Here is a 16,553-nt window from a genome sequence, read left to right on the forward strand (position 1 = left end):
CTTGTTTTGAACTGTCCTAAGCGCCTGTGGGCGCGCTTCCGAATTCCACGGTTTGCGCGAGAGGTTGTGTGGCCTCCCGCTCGATGCGGGTCGCCAGCAGCGCGGCGGCGACAAAGGCGACGGCCTCGAAGACGAACACCGCGCCATAGGCCATCAGCGCCGAGCCCAGCGCCCAGCGGGAGATGTCCACCAGGGCGGCGCCGATCAAACCGCCGGCGCCCAGGGCCAAGGCTTGCGCCGCGCCCCAAAGCCCCATGCGCACGCCCTCGCGCGATTCCGCGCCCCGGCTGGCGAGTCCCATCATCGCCCCGATCGCCGAGGCCGCGTAAATGCCATCGCCGACGCCCAGCGCGAAGATCGCCACGCGCAGCGGCGTGGGATCCGAGTGCAGCAGCCCCGTGAGCGCCACCGCCACCAGCGAGACCGCCGCGAAAAGGCAGCCGCCGACGATCCAGAGTTTCAGGTTGCCGAGGCGCGGCCCGCCGATCGCCGACGCGCCGATGGCGACCACGATCATGCCGAGCAGCACGCCGCCATGCTGGAGGCCCGCGAGTTTCGTCGTCACGCCCGGAGGCATGTTGAAGGCGAGGCCGGCGAACGGCTCGACCAAGAGCTCCTGCGCGCTATAGGCGAGCATGGAGACGAAGATGAAGACGGTGAAGCGGCGCGCCGCCGGCTCGGACCAGACTTCGCGAAAAGCGTCGCGGAACGAGGCGGAGCGGCGCTCATGCGCGGGCTTCGCCACGGAATTGGCCTCGACGCCCAACACGGCGAGACTGGCGATGACGAAAGCGCTGACGCAGACGACGGAGGTCACGGCGATCAGCCGCGCGCCCGAATAGGGATCGAGGAAATGGCCGGCGAGCGGCGCCGTGACCGCAAAACCGACGATCATCATCACCCAGACGAGGGTGGCGGCGGCGGCGCGCCGTTGCGGCGCGACGCGCGCGGCGAGCGTCGCCAGCACATTGGTGCCGGCCGCGCCGGCGCCGCAGCCGACCAGCAGGAAGCCGAGCGCCGCGACGGCGAGCCCCTGGGTCCGGTCGGTTCCCGCCAGCGCCGCGCCCGAGGCGGCGAGCACGCCGCCGATCGCAAGCGCCGCCATGCCGCCGACGATCCAAGGCGTGCGCCGTCCCGCGACGTCGGACTTGTGGCCCCAGGCGGGGCGCATCACCTGCACGCCATGAAAGAGGGCGACGAGCAGGCCGGGGATCACCGCCGGCAGCGCCAGCTCGACCACCATGACGCGGTTGATCGCCGCGGTCATCAGCACCACGATCGCGCCGAGCGAGGTCTGGACGAGGCCCAGCCTCAGGATCCCCGCCCAGGTCAGGTGCGGAGGATGCAGCGATATGACCGTGGCGCTCATTGAGACCTCATCCGGCGCGCAGCGCGAAGGCGCTGACCAGCATGCCCAGCACGTAGAGGGTGGTTCCCGTGGCGTTGTAATAAGCCGCCTGGCCGCGCGGGTCCTTGAGCAGCCGCGCCATCAGCACGAGCTGGCCGATGAACAGGCCGACAATGAGGAAGGCGTAGAACGGATGACCCCAATGCCAGAGCAGATAGATGGCGACGAGCTGCGGCGCAGCCATGACCACACAGGCGAGCCGCACGGCCTTTTCCACCCCGAGCTGGACCGGCAGCGAGCGCACGCCCATCACCTTGTCGCCCTCGATGGCCTTGAAATCGTTCAAGGTCATGATGCCGTGGGCGCCGAAGCTGTAGAGCAGCGCGAACAGAATGATGGAATTGCTCGGGAAGGCGCCGGCCATGGCGGCGGCGCCGGTGAACCACGGAACGCCCTCGTAGCAGATCGCCACGGCCGCATTGCCGTACCAGCCGTTAAGCTTCAGCCGCCACGGCGGCGCGCTATAGGCCCAAGCCAAAGCGAGGCCGAAGATCGCGGCCAGAAGCACCGAGGTGCCGAGCGCGGTGGCGACGATCAGCGACAGCACCGACCAGATGACACCGATATAAAAGCCCCATTCGCCGGGAATGCGACCGGAAGGAATGGGACGGTTCGGCTCGTTGATGGCGTCGACGTGACGGTCGTACCAGTCGTTGACGGCCTGGCTGGTGGCGCAGACCAGCGGCCCCGCGAGCACGGCGCCGAGCATGGCCGCGCCCCAGCGGATCGGCACGCCGGACGACACGACGCCGCACATATAGGCCCACATCGGGGCGAACCAGGTGACGGGTTTCAGCAGTTCCAGGACGGCTGAGGGTTCTGGCAATTGAGGCTTTGACATGGAAAAAACGCTAGACTTGACACTCAAAAGTGTCAAGCAACATTTACGCTTTCCGCGCTTTGGGGACCGGATCGAATTGCGCGCGAAAAAGGCGCCGCTTGGGGGCGAAGACTGGACGCGCAATTCGTTCCTGTCCCCGACCCGCTGCCTGCCCCGCGCGCACCACTACGAGGGAACCGGAACGCATCGCCTTGGTCCTTGGCGAAGGAGCGGGACTGAGAGCGCAATGCGATCCAGCCCCCCATTTCCAGGTCACGCCTCGTCGTCGGAATGGTCGTCGTCGCCGAGATCGCCAAGGCCATAGCGGCGCAGTTTGGCGTAAAAACCCTGGCGGCTCAAGCCGAGCATTTCGGCAGCGGCGGCGCGATTGTCGTTGGTCAGCTCCAGCGCCGCCTCGATGCACAGCCTTTCAATGAGGTCCGTGGTCTCGCGCACCAGGTTCTTCAGGGGAACGCGGCCGACGAGATCGATGAAATGCTCGACCGTGCGCGGCAATTCGCGCCCGCCCAGCCGCTCGCTGCCGGGACGCCAGCCCACCGCCCGCACCGTGAGGCCATAGCTCGGCTCGCCGGCGCCGGGAAGCAGCACGCCGGCGACCTCGACATCCTCGGTCGAACCGAGTTCGCCGCGCATGATTGTGGAAAAATGTCGCACCGCGCCATGGGCGCGCAGATTGGCGAAGAGGATGCCGACATCGATGGAGGGCCGGCCGAGCCAGCGCTCGATCTTTTCGCCCCTGGCCTGCGCCTCCACGCCGACCTGGGCGAGGTCGAGGAAAGCGGCGTTGGCGCTGACGACGCGCAAGTCGCCGCTCACCACGACGAAAGCCTCGGGCATGGCGACGACCATCTGCAGCAGGTTGGTCTCCTGCTCGCTGCGCGCGCCGCCGGCGCCTTCGACTCGCGAGAACAGCACCAGCAGATGCGCGGCGCTGTCCTGCCGGAACAGCGAGCCCGAGATCAGCACGCGCACGTTCTGCTGCGCGGTCTCGACCATGACATTGTCGACGCGCGGCGCCAGCCGCGCGGCGGCGACAAACGACTGGATGGCCTGCTTGCTGCGCGCGTCGAAAAGGTCGACGAAGGGCGAACCGGGGATGCGCCGGGGATCGACGCCAAACAGCGTGGCCGCCGCCGGATTGACCTCGACGATGCGCTGGGTGTTGGCGTCGATGATGGCGACGGGCTCGGCGGAGAGCTGGAACAGCAGGCGGTAACGCTTTTCGGCGTCGCGGATGCGCGCATATTCGCGCTCCATGTCCTGCTGGGCGTCGGCGAGGCGCTGTTGCAGCGCCGCCAGCGCGCGCATGTCGCGGCCCACCGCCACCACGCGCTGCTCGGTTTCGACGCGGATCGCGCAATAGCGCACGGGCACGTCGGCGCCGCCAAGCGCGGAGGGATGATTGACCTGACGCCAGCGCGTGGGCTGGCTTGGATTGGCCTCGCTCAAGAGGTCGTCGATCTTGGGGCGGGTTTCGCTGGTGACCAGATCGATCCAGCGCCGTCCCACCCAGGCGCCGCCAACCTCCTTGGCGAGTCCGGGCTCGGCGAAGGCGATGTCGAGAACCGCGCCATCCTTGTCCATGACGATGGACACATCGGCGGAGGCCGCAATCAGGGCGCCCGCCGTGACCGCGTCCACGCCGCCAAGATGCTGCCTCGCGTCTGAGAATCGTCCCTTGGGAGGGAAAGCCGACGAGCGGTCGCTCACGGTTTCATTCCTGTTCCGGCTGACCGAAGCCGAGCTCAGCCGCGCGTGTGAAAAAGGTATGACGAGGTGGTCCATTTAACAATGCATCTTGGGGTTGCACAGGCATCTCGGACGCGCACACACAGAAATCGGCGCCAATTTGTCTGGCGAGGTCGGGCTTCCGGCAGAAAACGGGACCTCCGACGACGACAAGCAGCTTTGGGTTGCGCGAGGCCGCGCGCGCTTCGGCGACCGCCTGGGCCAAGGCGTCGACGTGGCGGTCGCAACTCAAGGAAAAACCGAGAAAATCGCGCCATTCGCGCCCGAGGTCGGCGCGGAAGCCCCGCGCCTCGCCCCTGGCCACCCGCCAACCCATTGCGCAAAAGACGGATTCGGCCATCTGGACGCCGAGCGTATGCCGCTCTCCAGGGGCGACCTGCAAGAGAATGGAAGGAGGTTTCGCCAGCGTCTGGGCGGTGACGCGCAGGGCGATTTCGCCGATCAGCCGCTTGAGCACGCCGGTCGCGCGCTGCACGTCGATGAGATCGCTCTCGTCCCTGTCCCAGAAACAGCCGATTTCGCGCGCCACCGGCGCGAGAATGTCCATCATGACGGAAAGCGGCGCGCCCGCGGTGAGCCGTCCATAAATCTCCGCGCGAAACGCATCGTCGCGTCCGGTCACCAGCAGTTTCGCCAGGGCGGTCAATTCGTCGCAGGACGGCGGGGCGCGATGGCCGCGCGCCGGCCGCGCCTCGGCGCAGATCACGCCATTGCCGACCTTGGCGCGCGCGCCGCGCCGCAGCGTGGACGCTCCCGCGCCGGAGAGGTCGCTGGCGATTCTCACAGGGAACGCGCCCGGCTGGTACATGCCGCCCCACAAATTCCGAGACCGCCACAGCGCCGTCCGTCGTGGCGAGCGCAGGTCCTCGCCACCCCAGGCCCGCGACCCCCGCGCGCCCTCTCCATACTTAAATGTATTTTTTGCTTTACGTCAATTTATCTTGACATTTTTTGCCCCCCCGCCCTAGGATCGCCTCACCAGCCATGGCTCCGGCCATGGCGGCCTAAACGCCTGTCGGCCCAGGGAAAACAATATGATCGGTCAACGGACGACCAGCGCGACGTCGAAAGCGCTCTATAGTCCCGAGCAACGTGCGCGTCGCGACGCCACTGTCTGGACCCTGGTGCAGGGAATCCTCGCTCCGCTTCAGTTCCTCGTCTTCCTCGTCTCGCTCGCGCTCGTCATCCGTTATCTCATGACCGGCCACGGACAGGAGATTGCGACGGCGTCGATCGTCGTGAAGACTCTCGTCCTTTACACCATCATGATCACCGGCGCGATCTGGGAGAAGGTGGTGTTCGGCGTCTATCTGTTCGCCGAGCCTTTCTTCTGGGAGGACGTGTTCAGCTTCGCCGTGATCGCGCTGCACACCGCCTATATCGTCGCCCTGCTGACCGGATTTACCGACACGCGCGGGCAGATGATGATCGCGCTCGCGGCCTACGCCACCTATGTGATCAACGCCGGGCAGTTCCTCTTGAAGCTGCGCGCCGCGCGCCTCCAGCAGCAGGCCGACGACCGGGCCGCCGCTCAGGCCGCGTCCCCGCAGGCCGCCGCCGAGGCCGCTCCCCAAGCCGCCGCGGAAGCCGCGCCATGAACGAGAGTGTTTCGATTCGCACGCCCGCCGACGGCCCGACCGTCCACCACGAACGCGGCCAGCGTTCGGTGTTCTGCGGCCTCACCGGCATTGTCTGGCTGCACCGCAAGATCCAGGACGCCTTCTTCCTCGTCGTGGGCTCGCGCACCTGCGCGCATCTGATCCAGTCCGCCGCCGGCGTGATGATTTTCGCCGAGCCGCGCTTCGCCACGGCGATTCTCGACCAGCGCGACCTCGCCGGCCTCGCCGACGTCCATGACGAGCTCGACAGCGTCGTCGGCCGGCTGCTGGAGCGCCGCCCGGACATCAAGCTGCTGTTTCTGGTGGGCTCCTGCCCCTCCGAGGTCATCAAGATCGACCTCGTCCGCGCCGCGCAGCGCCTCAACGCCAAGCACGCGCCGAACGCCCGCGTCATCAGCTATTCCGGCAGCGGCATCGAGAAGACTTTTACCGAGGGCGAGGACGCCTGTCTGGCCGCGCTCGTCCCCGGCCTTCCGGCCGAGCCGGCAACCGCAGCGCCGTCGCTGATGGTGGTCGGCGCGCTCGCGGACGTTGTCGAGGACCAGTTCGCGGTCCTGTTCAAGGAAATGGGCATTGACGCCCGCTTCCTGCCGGCGCGCCGCGCCGATTCCATGCCCGCCGTCGGGCCGAACACCCGCTTCATCCTGGCGCAGCCCTTCCTCGCCGAGACGACGCGCGCCTTGGAGGCGCGCGGCGCGCGGCGGATCGCCGCGGCCTATCCGCTCGGCGCCGAAGGCACGACCCTGTGGCTAAAGGCCGCAGCGGACACCTTTAATGTCCCCTCCGAAAACTTCGAGGCGGCCATCGCGCCCGGTCTCGCCCGCGCGCAAATGACGCTGGCGCGGCAACGCGAAAAGCTCTCGGGCAAGACGATTTTCTTCTTCCCGGACTCGCAGCTCGAGATCCCGCTGGCGCGGTTTCTGGCGCGCGAAGTGGGCATGAAACCGATTGATGTTTCAACGCCTTACCTGCATCGTTCGCTGATGGCGGAAGAACTGGCGCTGCTGCCGCCGGAGGTCCGTCTGAACGAAGGCTCGGACGTCGATGCGCAGCTTGATCGCTGCCGCGCCGCTCGTCCCGACATCACCGTCTGCGGCCTGGGTCTCGCCAATCCTCTGGAGGCCGAGGGCCTCACCACCAAATGGGCCATCGAATTGCTGTTCACCCCCATTCAGGGCTATGATCAAGCTGGCGACCTCGCCGAACTCTTCACCCGGCCGCTGGCGCGGCGGTCGCGTCTGGAGGTCTAGTCATGCAACTGACGCTCTGGACCTACGAGGGTCCGCCCCACATTGGCGCCATGCGCGTGGCGACCGGCATGAAGGGTCTGCATTTCGTCCTGCATGCGCCGCAGGGGGATACTTATGCCGACCTGCTGTTCACGATGATCGAGCGCCGCGCCGAGCGCCCGCCGGTCACCTATACGACGTTCCAGGCCCGCGACCTCGGCACGGATACGGCTGAAGTGTTCAAGGACGCCGCGCGCGCCGCCTATGAGCGCCACCATCCCCGTGCGATCATCGTCGGCGCCTCCTGCACCGCCGAACTGATCCAGGACGATCCCGGCGGCCTTGCCAAAACGCTTGGTCTGCCCTGCCCCGTCATTCCGCTCGAACTCTCCGCCTATTCGCGCAAGGAGAATTGGGGCGCGGCGGAAACGCTCTATCGCCTCGCGCGCGGCCTCGCCGGCGAACGCCGCGAGCGTCCGGCGCGCGCGCGCCCGCTGGCCAACCTGCTCGGCCCGACGGCGCTCGGCTTCCGTCACCGCGATGACATCATCGAAATTACAAAACTGCTCAACGCGCTCGGCGTGGACGTCAATGTCACCGCGCCGATGGGGGCGACGCCCGACGATCTGACGCGCCTCGGCGACGCGGACTTCAACGTGGTGCTTTATCCGGAAGTTGCGCTGCCGGCCGCGCAATATCTGGAGAAGGCGCACGGCCAGCCCTATACGAAAACCGTGCCGATCGGCATCGGCGCCACCCGCGACTTCATCGCCGAGGTGCGAAAAATCGCCAATCTGCCCGAAACCGCAGAACTGCCGACCTCCAATCTTCCGTGGTGGTCGCGTTCCGTCGACTCGACCTATCTGACGGGCAAGCGCGTCTTCATCTTCGGCGACGGCACGCACGTGCTCGCGGCGGAAAGAATCGCCCGCGAGGAAATCGGTTTTGACGTCGTCGGCCTGGGCACCTATTCGCGTGAATTCGCCCGCGAGGTGCGCGAGCGCGCAAAGCTGCACAACATCGAGGCGCTGATCACCGACGACTATCTCGACGTCGAAAAGGCCATCGCCGACGCGCATCCGGAACTGGTGCTCGGCACGCAGATGGAGCGCCACATTTCGAAGCGGCTGCGCCTGCCCTGCGCGGTGATTTCGGCCCCGACGCACGTCCAGGATTTCCCGGCGCGCTACGCCCCGCAAATGGGTTTCGAGGGCGCGAACGTCATTTTCGATTCCTGGGTCCATCCGCTGATGATGGGCCTTGAAGAACATCTGCTCGGCATGTTCCGCGAGGATTCCGAGTTCCACGAGCACGCGTCGCATCTCGGCGTCTCCAGCGCCCCGGCGCCCGCCCCGATCCCGACGGCGGCGGAACAACCTGTCGCTGCGGCCCCCACGGCCGCCGCCGCGTCCTCGCCCGTCGAGCCGCAATGGACGGACGAGGCGACCAAGGAACTGAAGAAGATTCCGTTCTTCGTTCGCGGCAAGGCCCGCGGAAACACCGAAAAGTACGCGCGTGAGCGTGGTCTTACGACCATTAGTGTGGGAACTTTGTATGATGCAAAAGCCCATTACGGCCGCTGAGGAAGCTTCCGTGAAATTCGTCATCGTCACGATGGATTCGCATGTCGCCAGCGCGACGGACCGCGCGCGCGTCGCCTTGGCGAAAGAGATCCCCGGCCTGCAGCTCACGGTTCACGCGGCGTCCGAGTTCAGCTCCGACCCGGAAAAACTGCAAGCCTGCCTCGACGACATCGCCGAAGCCGACATTGTCGTCAGCATCATGCTGTTCCTGGAAGAGCATTTTAAGCCGCTGCTGCCGGCCCTGATGGAGCGCCGCGACCATTGCGACGCCATGGTCTGCGCCATGTCGGCGGGTGAGGTCACAAAACTCACCAAGATGGGCAAATTCGACATGAGCGCGCCGGCCAGCGGGCTGATGGCGCTGCTGAAGAAGCTGCGCGGCAACAAGACCCCCAGCGAATCCGCTGGCGCCAGCCAGATGTCGATGCTGCGCCGGATTCCAAAACTGCTGCGCTTCATTCCCGGCACCGCCCAGGACGTCCGCGTCTATTTCCTGACTCTTCAATACTGGCTCGCCGGCTCCGAAGAGAACATGGAAAACCTGGTGCGCGCGCTGGTCGACCGCTATGCGGACGGCCCGAGAAAGCAGCTGCGCGGCCACATCAAGGTGGCGCCGCCGAAGGAATATCCGGAAAACGGCGTCTATCACCCCGACATCCCCGGCCGCGTCGCCGAATCCGTGGACAAACTGCCCGCCAAGAAAGACGCCAAGGCCACGGTCGGCCTGCTGATCATGCGCTCCTACGTTCTGGCGGGAAACACTGGCCATTACGACGGCATGATCAAGGCTCTGGAAGAACGCGGTCTGCGCGTCATCCCGGCCTTCGCCGCCGGCCTCGACGCCCGCCCGGCCATCGAAAAATTCTTCATGAAGGATGGCCGCTCGACCATCGACGCCATGGCCTCGCTGATGGGTTTTAGTCTTGTCGGCGGCCCCGCCTATAATGACGCCAAGGCGGCGGAAGAAATTCTTGTCCGACTCGACGCGCCCTATATCGCGGCGCATCCCGTCGAATTCCAGACGCTGGAGCAGTGGAAGGAATCGGATCGCGGCCTGCTGCCGGTGGAATCGACCATCATGGTGGCGATCCCCGAACTCGACGGCTCCACCGGCCCGGCGGTGTTCGGCGGCCGCGCGCGCGGCGGCGCGATCTGCGGCGGCTGCGAGGACGGCTGCTGCTTCCCGGAAACGGAAAGCCTGCGCGACATGCACGTCTGCCCCGAGCGCGCCCATGCGCTGGCGGCCCGCATCGAAAGGCTCGCCGTGCTGCGCCGCTCCGAGCGCGCGCAACGCAAAATCGCCATCGTCATCTTCAACTTCCCGCCGAACGCCGGCAACACCGGCACGGCCGCCTATCTCTCCGTGTTCGAGTCGCTGCATCGCGTGATGTTGGCGATGAAGGAGGCCGGCTATGCGGTGACGCCGCCGGCGACGGTCGATGCGCTGCGCGAGTCCATCATCAAGGGCAATTCCGCCAATTACGGCGCGGTCGCCAATGTCCACGCCCGCATCCCGGTGGACGACCACGTCCGCCGCGAACGCTGGCTCAAGCAGATCGAGGCGCAGTGGGGCCCGGCGCCCGGCCGCCAGAACACCGATGGCGCGACGCTCCACGTGCTCGGCGAACGCTTCGGCAATGTGTTCGTCGGCATCCAGCCCTCGATGGGCTATGAAGGCGACCCGATGCGCCTGCTGTTCGAGCACGGGTTCTCGCCGACTCACGCCTTCTCCGCCTTCTGCCGCTGGATGAAGGAAGATTTCGGCGCCGACGCGGTCCTGCATTTCGGCACCCATGGCGCGCTGGAATTCATGCCCGGCAAGCAGACCGGCATGTCCGGCGCGTGCTGGCCGGACCGCCTGATCGGCGACCTCCCCAATTTCTATCTCTACGCCTCGAACAACCCGTCCGAAGGCGCGATCGCCAAGCGCCGCGCCTATGCGACGCTGATCAGCTACCTGACGCCCCCGGTCGCCAACGCCGGGCTCTATCGCGGCCTGCTCGACCTCAGGGCGACTCTGGACCGCTATCGCGCCTGCGGCCCCGACGCCGACCAGGAGCGCAAGGAACTCGCCGAAATCATCCAGGCGCAGGCCAGCGAACTCGATCTCGCCAAGGCCGAACCGCTTTGGACGGCGGAGGACTCCGAAGCCACAATTCTCGCGCTCGGCGATTCCGTGCTCGAACTCGAATACACGCTGATCCCGCATGGCCTCCATATCGTGGGCTCGCCGATGTCGGCGGAAGAACGCGTGGACATGCTCACCTCCATGGCCGACGCCACCCAGGGCGTGCAGTTGAAGCGCGAGGATGTGGCGGCGCTGGTCGAAGGCAAGCCGGTCGATTCCATCACCCGCGACGAGGCGACCCGCGAAGCGCTGCGCATCCTGAAACCCTCCGCCGATTACCTGGCGCAGGATTACGAGATCGCCGGCATCCTCCGCGCGCTCGACGGCAAGTTCGTGCGTCCCGCGCCGGGCGGCGACCTGCTGCGCATGCCGGAAATCCTGCCGACGGGCCGCAACCTGCACGGTTTCGATCCCTTCCGCATCCCGAGCGCCTATGCGATTCAAGACGGCGCGAAACAGGCGCAGCGCCTGCTCGACCGCTACCTGCTCGACGGCAACCCGTTCCCCGAAACCATCGCCCTGGTGCTGTGGGGCACGGACAACCTCAAGACCGAGGGCGCGCCGATCGCGCAAGCCCTGGCCCTAATGGGCGCCGCCCCGCGCTTCGATTCGTATGGCCGCCTCGCCGGCGCCACGCTGATCCCGCTGGAAGAACTCGGCCGTCCGCGCGTCGATGTGGTGATTTCGCTCTCCGGCATCTTCCGCGACCTTTTGCCGCTACAGATCAAGATGCTCGCCGAAGCCTGCTTCCTCGCGGCCAGCGCCGACGAGCCGGTCGAGCGCAATTTCGTCAGAAAACACGCGCTGGACTTCATGGCCGCGCACAATGTCGACATCGAAGAGGCGTCCCTGCGCGTATTCGGCAACGCCGACGGCGCGTATGGCTCGAACGTCAACAACCTCGTCGAGAGCGGCAACTGGGAAAACGAGGACGAACTCGCCGAGACCTACACGCGCCGCAAGGGTTTTGCGTATGGCCGCTCGGGCACGCCGGCGCAAAAGCCGGAACTGCTCAAGAGCGTGTTGCAGAGCGTCGATCTCGCTTACCAAAACCTCGATTCGGTCGAACTCGGCGTCACCACGGTCGACAATTATTTCGACACGCTGGGCGGCGTCAGCCGCGCGGTGAAGCGGGCCAAGGGCGAGACCGCGCCGGTCTATATCGGCGACCAGACCAAGGGCGAGGGCGTGGTGCGCACGCTCAACGAGCAAGTGGCTCTCGAAACCCGCACCCGCATGCTCAATCCGAAATGGTACGAGGGCCTGCTCAAGCACGGTTTTGAGGGCGTCCGCCAGATCGAGACCCATGTCACCAACACGATGGGCTGGTCCGCCACCACCGGCCAGGTCGAGCCCTGGGTCTACCAGCGCCTGACGCAGACCTATGTCACCGACAAGGAGATGCGCGACCGCTTGGCTGCGCTCAACCCTGCGGCAACGGCGAAGATCGCCACCCGGTTGCTCGAAGCGCATGAACGTGGTTACTGGAAGCCCGACCCAGAGATGCTCGCGGCATTGCAGAACGCCGGTGACGAGTTGGAAGATCGCCTCGAAGGCGTTGTTGCGGAGGTTGCATGAACACCGTGATCCGGAATGCCCAGCCCCCAGGATCCGTGCAGGTTGAACTCGACCCGGAGATCAGGATCGACACGGCAAAAGTGTTTGCCATCTACGGCAAGGGCGGCATCGGAAAGAGCACGACGTCGTCGAACCTGTCGGTCGCCTTTTCCAAGCTTGGAAAGCGCGTGCTGCAGATCGGCTGCGATCCCAAGCACGATTCGACATTCACGCTGACCAAGTGCCTCGCCCCGACCGTGATCGACGCGCTGGAATCCGTGCGCTTCCACATCGAGGAGCTGCGCGTCGAAGACTATATGATGGAAGGCTATAACGGCGTGATGTGCGTCGAGGCGGGCGGCCCGCCGGCCGGCACCGGCTGCGGCGGTTTCGTCGTCGGCCAGACGGTGAAACTGCTGAAGGAGCATCGCCTGCTCGACGACACCGATGTCGTGGTGTTCGACGTGCTCGGCGACGTCGTCTGCGGCGGCTTCGCCTCGCCGCTCCAGCACGCCGACCGCGCGCTGATCGTCACCGCCAACGATTTCGACTCGATCTTCGCCGCCAACCGCATCGCCACCGCGATCAACGCCAAGGCCAAGAACTACGATGTCCGCCTCGGCGGCGTGATCGCCAACCGCAGCGCCAACACCGACCAGATCGACGGTTTTTGCGCGCGCACCGGCCTGAAGCGCGTGGCGCATATCCGCGACGTCGACGCCGTCCGGCGCAGCCGCCTGAAGAAATGCACCCTGTTCGAGATGGAAGAGACTCCCGAAGTCCTTCAGGTGCGCCAGGAATATATGGACCTTGCCGAAAAGCTCTGGCAGGGCGTGGAGCCGATTGAAGCCACGCCGATGAAGGACCGCGAACTCTTCGAATTCCTGGGTTTCGATTGATGGCCGAAGTGAGCTACGACACCAAGCGCGAGGAGTTGCGCACCTACTTCGACCGCACAGCGGTCGAAGCGTGGCGCCGTCTGACCTCCGACGAACCCGTCGGCTCGGTTCGCGCCACCGTGCGCGCCGGGCGCGAAGACATGCGCGCCAACCTGCTGTCCTGGCTGCCGGCGGACCCGAAGGGCATGCGCATTCTCGACGCCGGCTGCGGCTCGGGCGCGCTCGCCGTCGAGGCGGCCCGGCGCGGCGCCGATGTGGTCGCCATCGACATCTCCCCCACCCTGGTCAATCTGGCCAAGGAGCGTTCGGCGAGCGAACCTTTCGCCGAGCACATCGACTGGCGCGTCGGCGACTATCTTTCGCCCGAACTCGGCGCTTTTGACTATGTCGTGGCGATGGACAGCCTGATCCACTACGAAGGCGCCGACATCGCCAAGGCGCTAGAGACTCTGGCCGCCCGCACCTCGCAGGCAATGATCTTCACCATCGCGCCGCGCACCATTCCGCTAACCATCATGCACGCGGTCGGCAAATTTTTCCCGCGCGGCGACCGTTCGCCCGCGATCGCGCCGATCTCGCAGGCCGCGCTTGAGCGCGAAATGCAGCAGCGGCCCGGTTTGCAAAACTGGCGCCTGACCCGTTCCTATCGCGTCTCGCGCGGTTTCTACATTTCCGAAGCTTTGGAGGCCCGTCCCGCATGAGCGAGTTCAGCGCCGTCCTCATCCACACGCTTCGCCGCCTGCCCTTCGCGGATGCGGGGACGGCCGAGTTGCCGATGGGACGTCTGCTGCGGCTTTCGCTGTTCCAGGTCACCGTCGGCATGGCTGCGGTGTTGATGATCGGCACGCTCAACCGCGTGATGATCGTCGAACTCGGCGTGCCCTCCTGGATCGTGGCGCTGATGCTCGCCCTGCCGCTGCTCTCGGCGCCGCTGCGCACGGTGATCGGCTTCCGGTCCGACCGCTACACCTCTGTTCTGGGCTGGCGCCGCGCGCCCTTCATCTGGTTCGGCACGCTCGCCCAGTTCGGCGGCTTCGCCATCATGCCCTTCGCGCTGGTGCTGCTGTCGGGCGACACCACCATGCCGATGTGGGTCGGGCAAGCGGCGGCGGCGCTCGCCTTCCTGCTGGTCGGCGCCGGCCTGCACACAGTCCAAACCATCGGCCTCGCCCTCGCCACCGATCTCGCGCCGGAGCGCGCGCGTCCAAAAGTCGTCGCGCTGCTGTGCGCCGCGATGCTGGTGGGCATGGTGGTCAGCGCCTTCGTCTTCGGCCTCGCCCTGCGCCACTTCAGCCAGATCCGGCTGATTCAGGTGATCCAGAGCGCCGCCCTGCTGACGCTGGTTCTCAATGTCATCGCCCTGTGGAAGCAGGAGCCGCGCTACAGCACCGCGACGGTTTCGGAGCGCGTCGGTTTTCTAAAGGCTTGGCGGCTGTTCGCCAACGAGGCGCGCGCGCGCCGCCGTCTGGTCGCCATCGCGCTCGGCACCGCCGGCTTCTCGATGCAGGACATTCTGCTCGAGCCCTATGGCGGCAAGATCCTTCACCTTCCGGTCAGCGCCACCACCGCCCTCACCGCCATGCTGGCGTTCGGCAGCGGGCTTGGCCTGGTCGTGGCGGCGCGGCGCCTGAACCGCGGCGCCGATCCGCACCGGGTCGCGGGGCTTGGCGCTCTGATCGGCGTCATCGCCTTCACCTTCGTGATGGTCGCCGCCCCGATGGAATCGGGCGCCGTGTTTGGCATGGGCGTCGGGCTGATCGGCTTCGGCGGCGGCCTGTTCGCCCATGGCGGCCTCACGGCCAGCATGGCCTTCTCCAAGCCGGAAGCGCGCGGGCTCGCGCTCGGCGCCTGGGGCGCCGCGCAGGCGACGGCGGCGGGTCTCGCCATCGCCGCCAGCGGTTTGATCAATGACACGGTGGGCGCGCTCGCGGTGAGCGGCGCGCTCGGCGAGGCCCTCACCGATCCCGTAACCGGTTATGTTGCGGTCTACGGGATCGAAATCCTTCTGCTGCTCGCTTCGATCGTTGCGGTCGGGCCGCTGTCGCGCAGAAACACCCAACCTGTCCAGGAGACTTGCCTGGGCGGGTCCCCATCACTAGGCTTTTAACCCCGGAGGCATGCCATGGTTCACGCGAGCTCAATAGGCCATCTCGATGTGGCGCAATTCGCAATATGGGCGTTCTGGTTATTCTTCGCTTGTCTGGTCTGGTATCTTCGCCAGGAAGACCGCCGCGAAGGCTATCCGCTGGTGAACGACGCCACCGGCAAGATGAAGGATCGCGGTTTCCTCTACATTCCGGAAGCCAAGACCTTCCGCATGCCCGATGGCTCCAACGTCCAGGCCCCGACCTGCAAGGGCGACGACCGTCCGGTGAACGGCACGCAGTTCGACACCTTCCCCGGCGCCCCGATCGAGCCGAACGGCAACCCGCTGGCGGCCGGCGTCGGCCCGGGCTCGTGGAACGTCCGTCCGGACGTCACCGCCAAGACCCTTGAAGGCCAGAATCTCGTCGCGCCGCTGCGCGTCGCCACCCACTTCGCCGTTCCGGCGCAGCAGAAGAGCCCGGTCGGCTTCAAGGTCATCGGCGCCGACGGCAAGTCGGCCGGCACGGTCAAGGACCTGTGGGTCGACCGCGGTGAGAGCCAGGTGCGTTATTTTGAACTGGCGCTTGACGCCGGCGGCGTGATCCTCGCGCCGGTGTGCTTCGTCGATGTCTACCGCGGCAAGAAGATCGTCAAGATCAACGCGCTGACCTCGTCGCAATTCGCCGGCGTGCCGAAGACCAGGACTTCGGACTCCGTCACCATGCAGGAAGAAGAAAAGATCGCCGCCTACTTCGGCGCCGGCACGCTCTACGCCACTCCGGATCGGGCGGAGCCCTTCCTGTGAAACTAGTCAACCTCGAGAAGCTGCTCCCCTCGGACATTCCGCCTGGGGAGCGGGTTCTCTGGTTTGGTCGTCCAGAGACCAAAAGTCTCTGGCGACGGGCCTATCGCGCGGACTGGGTGGTCATCTGGTTCGCGCTCGCCACGGCGTGGACGACGTTCTCCGCGCTGGGCGAGGGGACCTACGCGGCCGTGGCGGCCGCCTTGGGCACGCTGGGCCTCGGCGCGGCGGCTCTCGCGATCCTCGGCCTGCTCGCATGGCTCGCGGCGCGCACCACGCTTTATGTGATCACCGAGCGCCGCCTTGTCATCAAGAGCGGCATCGCCTTGCAAATCTTCATCAATCTTCCGTTCTCCCAGATCACGGCGGCCAATGTTCGCGCCTTCGGCGACGACACCGGCGACGTCACGATCACTCTGGCCCCGGGACAGCATGTGTCCTATATTGCGCTTTGGCCGAGCGCGCGCCCCTGGCGGTTCGTCGATCCCGAACCGACTTTGCGGAGCGTGCCGCAGGCGCGCGAAGTCGCCGAAACGCTTGGAACAGCGTTGCAAGCGTTCGTGCAAGAACAAGCGCAATCGGAAGGCGAAGCGGCGCAGGCCGACCTCGCCGGACCGGAGCTTCCGGCGACAGCCTGAAGCAGGGAGGACAAC

13 protein-coding genes are annotated in these 16,553 nt (G+C 66.3%); 9 read left to right on the forward strand and 4 right to left on the reverse strand.

Annotated features, from left to right (window positions below):
• Positions 1-16 precede the first annotated feature (16 nt).
• The 4 genes from GJ654_RS02990 to GJ654_RS03005 form a co-directional block, all read right to left on the reverse strand.
• Positions 17-1,369: a BCD family MFS transporter gene (locus GJ654_RS02990; protein WP_155444623.1), complete on the reverse strand. Its 1,353-nt coding sequence runs from the start codon at positions 1,367-1,369 to the stop codon at positions 17-19.
• 7 nt (positions 1,370-1,376) lie between these two features.
• On the reverse strand, positions 1,377-2,249 hold the full coding sequence (gene chlG, locus GJ654_RS02995) for a chlorophyll synthase ChlG (protein ID WP_155444624.1): 873 nt from the start codon (positions 2,247-2,249) through the stop codon (positions 1,377-1,379).
• 252 nt (positions 2,250-2,501) lie between these two features.
• Positions 2,502-3,959 (reverse strand): transcriptional regulator PpsR, encoded by a 1,458-nt coding sequence (gene ppsR, locus GJ654_RS03000; RefSeq protein WP_264586098.1) that lies wholly within the window; start codon positions 3,957-3,959, stop codon positions 2,502-2,504.
• A 4-nt stretch (positions 3,960-3,963) separates the two neighbouring features.
• On the reverse strand, positions 3,964-4,782 hold the full coding sequence (locus tag GJ654_RS03005; protein WP_155444626.1) for a cobalamin B12-binding domain-containing protein: 819 nt from the start codon (positions 4,780-4,782) through the stop codon (positions 3,964-3,966).
• 250 nt (positions 4,783-5,032) lie between these two features.
• Between GJ654_RS03005 and bchF the strand changes: the two genes are divergently transcribed.
• From bchF to puhB, 9 genes are read left to right on the forward strand one after another with little or no spacing between them, the layout of a single operon-like run.
• The gene (gene bchF, locus GJ654_RS03010; protein WP_155444627.1) at positions 5,033-5,596 is read left to right on the forward strand and encodes a 2-vinyl bacteriochlorophyllide hydratase; all 564 of its coding nucleotides are present in this window, start codon (positions 5,033-5,035) and stop codon (positions 5,594-5,596) included.
• On the forward strand, positions 5,593-6,867 hold the full coding sequence (locus tag GJ654_RS03015) for a ferredoxin:protochlorophyllide reductase (ATP-dependent) subunit N (protein ID WP_155444628.1): 1,275 nt from the start codon (positions 5,593-5,595) through the stop codon (positions 6,865-6,867). Before bchF ends, GJ654_RS03015 begins: the two co-directional genes overlap by 4 nt.
• A gap of 2 nt (positions 6,868-6,869) precedes the next feature.
• Positions 6,870-8,429, forward strand: coding sequence for a ferredoxin:protochlorophyllide reductase (ATP-dependent) subunit B (gene bchB, locus GJ654_RS03020; RefSeq protein WP_155444629.1), 1,560 nt, complete (start codon positions 6,870-6,872; stop codon positions 8,427-8,429).
• Positions 8,404-12,135, forward strand: coding sequence for a magnesium chelatase subunit H (locus GJ654_RS03025; RefSeq protein WP_155444870.1), 3,732 nt, complete (start codon positions 8,404-8,406; stop codon positions 12,133-12,135). The genes bchB and GJ654_RS03025 overlap by 26 nt, the downstream gene beginning before the upstream one ends.
• Positions 12,132-13,013: a ferredoxin:protochlorophyllide reductase (ATP-dependent) iron-sulfur ATP-binding protein gene (gene bchL / locus GJ654_RS03030; RefSeq protein ID WP_155444630.1), complete on the forward strand. Its 882-nt coding sequence runs from the start codon at positions 12,132-12,134 to the stop codon at positions 13,011-13,013. The genes GJ654_RS03025 and bchL overlap by 4 nt, the downstream gene beginning before the upstream one ends.
• Positions 13,013-13,714: a magnesium protoporphyrin IX methyltransferase gene (gene bchM / locus GJ654_RS03035; RefSeq protein ID WP_155444631.1), complete on the forward strand. Its 702-nt coding sequence runs from the start codon at positions 13,013-13,015 to the stop codon at positions 13,712-13,714. Before bchL ends, bchM begins: the two co-directional genes overlap by 1 nt.
• Entirely contained in the window at positions 13,711-15,120 is a 1,410-nt protein-coding gene (locus tag GJ654_RS03040) for an MFS transporter (protein ID WP_155444632.1), read from the forward strand. The genes bchM and GJ654_RS03040 overlap by 4 nt, the downstream gene beginning before the upstream one ends.
• Before the next feature lie 15 nt (positions 15,121-15,135).
• The gene (puhA, locus tag GJ654_RS03045) at positions 15,136-15,903 is read left to right on the forward strand and encodes a photosynthetic reaction center subunit H (protein WP_155444633.1); all 768 of its coding nucleotides are present in this window, start codon (positions 15,136-15,138) and stop codon (positions 15,901-15,903) included.
• Positions 15,900-16,538 (forward strand): photosynthetic complex putative assembly protein PuhB, encoded by a 639-nt coding sequence (gene puhB, locus GJ654_RS21400; protein ID WP_155444634.1) that lies wholly within the window; start codon positions 15,900-15,902, stop codon positions 16,536-16,538. The genes puhA and puhB overlap by 4 nt, the downstream gene beginning before the upstream one ends.
• Positions 16,539-16,553: the final 15 nt, after the last annotated feature.

The sequence above is a fragment of the Rhodoblastus acidophilus genome (assembly GCF_009720655.1).
GTDB lineage: Bacteria > Pseudomonadota > Alphaproteobacteria > Rhizobiales > Beijerinckiaceae > Rhodoblastus > Rhodoblastus acidophilus_A.

Excerpts from the sequence above, each read along its gene's own strand:
- GJ654_RS02990 (WP_155444623.1), bottom strand. The coding sequence starts at position 1,369 with ATGAGCGCCACGGTCATATCGCTGCATCCTCCGCACCTGACCTGGGCG.
- chlG (WP_155444624.1), bottom strand. The coding sequence starts at position 2,249 with ATGTCAAAGCCTCAATTGCCAGAACCCTCAGCCGTCCTGGAACTGCTG.
- bchF (WP_155444627.1), top strand. The coding sequence starts at position 5,033 with ATGATCGGTCAACGGACGACCAGCGCGACGTCGAAAGCGCTCTATAGT.
- GJ654_RS03015 (WP_155444628.1), top strand. The coding sequence starts at position 5,593 with ATGAACGAGAGTGTTTCGATTCGCACGCCCGCCGACGGCCCGACCGTC.
- bchB (WP_155444629.1), top strand. The coding sequence starts at position 6,870 with ATGCAACTGACGCTCTGGACCTACGAGGGTCCGCCCCACATTGGCGCC.
- GJ654_RS03025 (WP_155444870.1), top strand. The coding sequence starts at position 8,404 with ATGCAAAAGCCCATTACGGCCGCTGAGGAAGCTTCCGTGAAATTCGTC.
- bchL (WP_155444630.1), top strand. The coding sequence starts at position 12,132 with ATGAACACCGTGATCCGGAATGCCCAGCCCCCAGGATCCGTGCAGGTT.
- bchM (WP_155444631.1), top strand. The coding sequence starts at position 13,013 with ATGGCCGAAGTGAGCTACGACACCAAGCGCGAGGAGTTGCGCACCTAC.
- GJ654_RS03040 (WP_155444632.1), top strand. The coding sequence starts at position 13,711 with ATGAGCGAGTTCAGCGCCGTCCTCATCCACACGCTTCGCCGCCTGCCC.
- puhA (WP_155444633.1), top strand. The coding sequence starts at position 15,136 with ATGGTTCACGCGAGCTCAATAGGCCATCTCGATGTGGCGCAATTCGCA.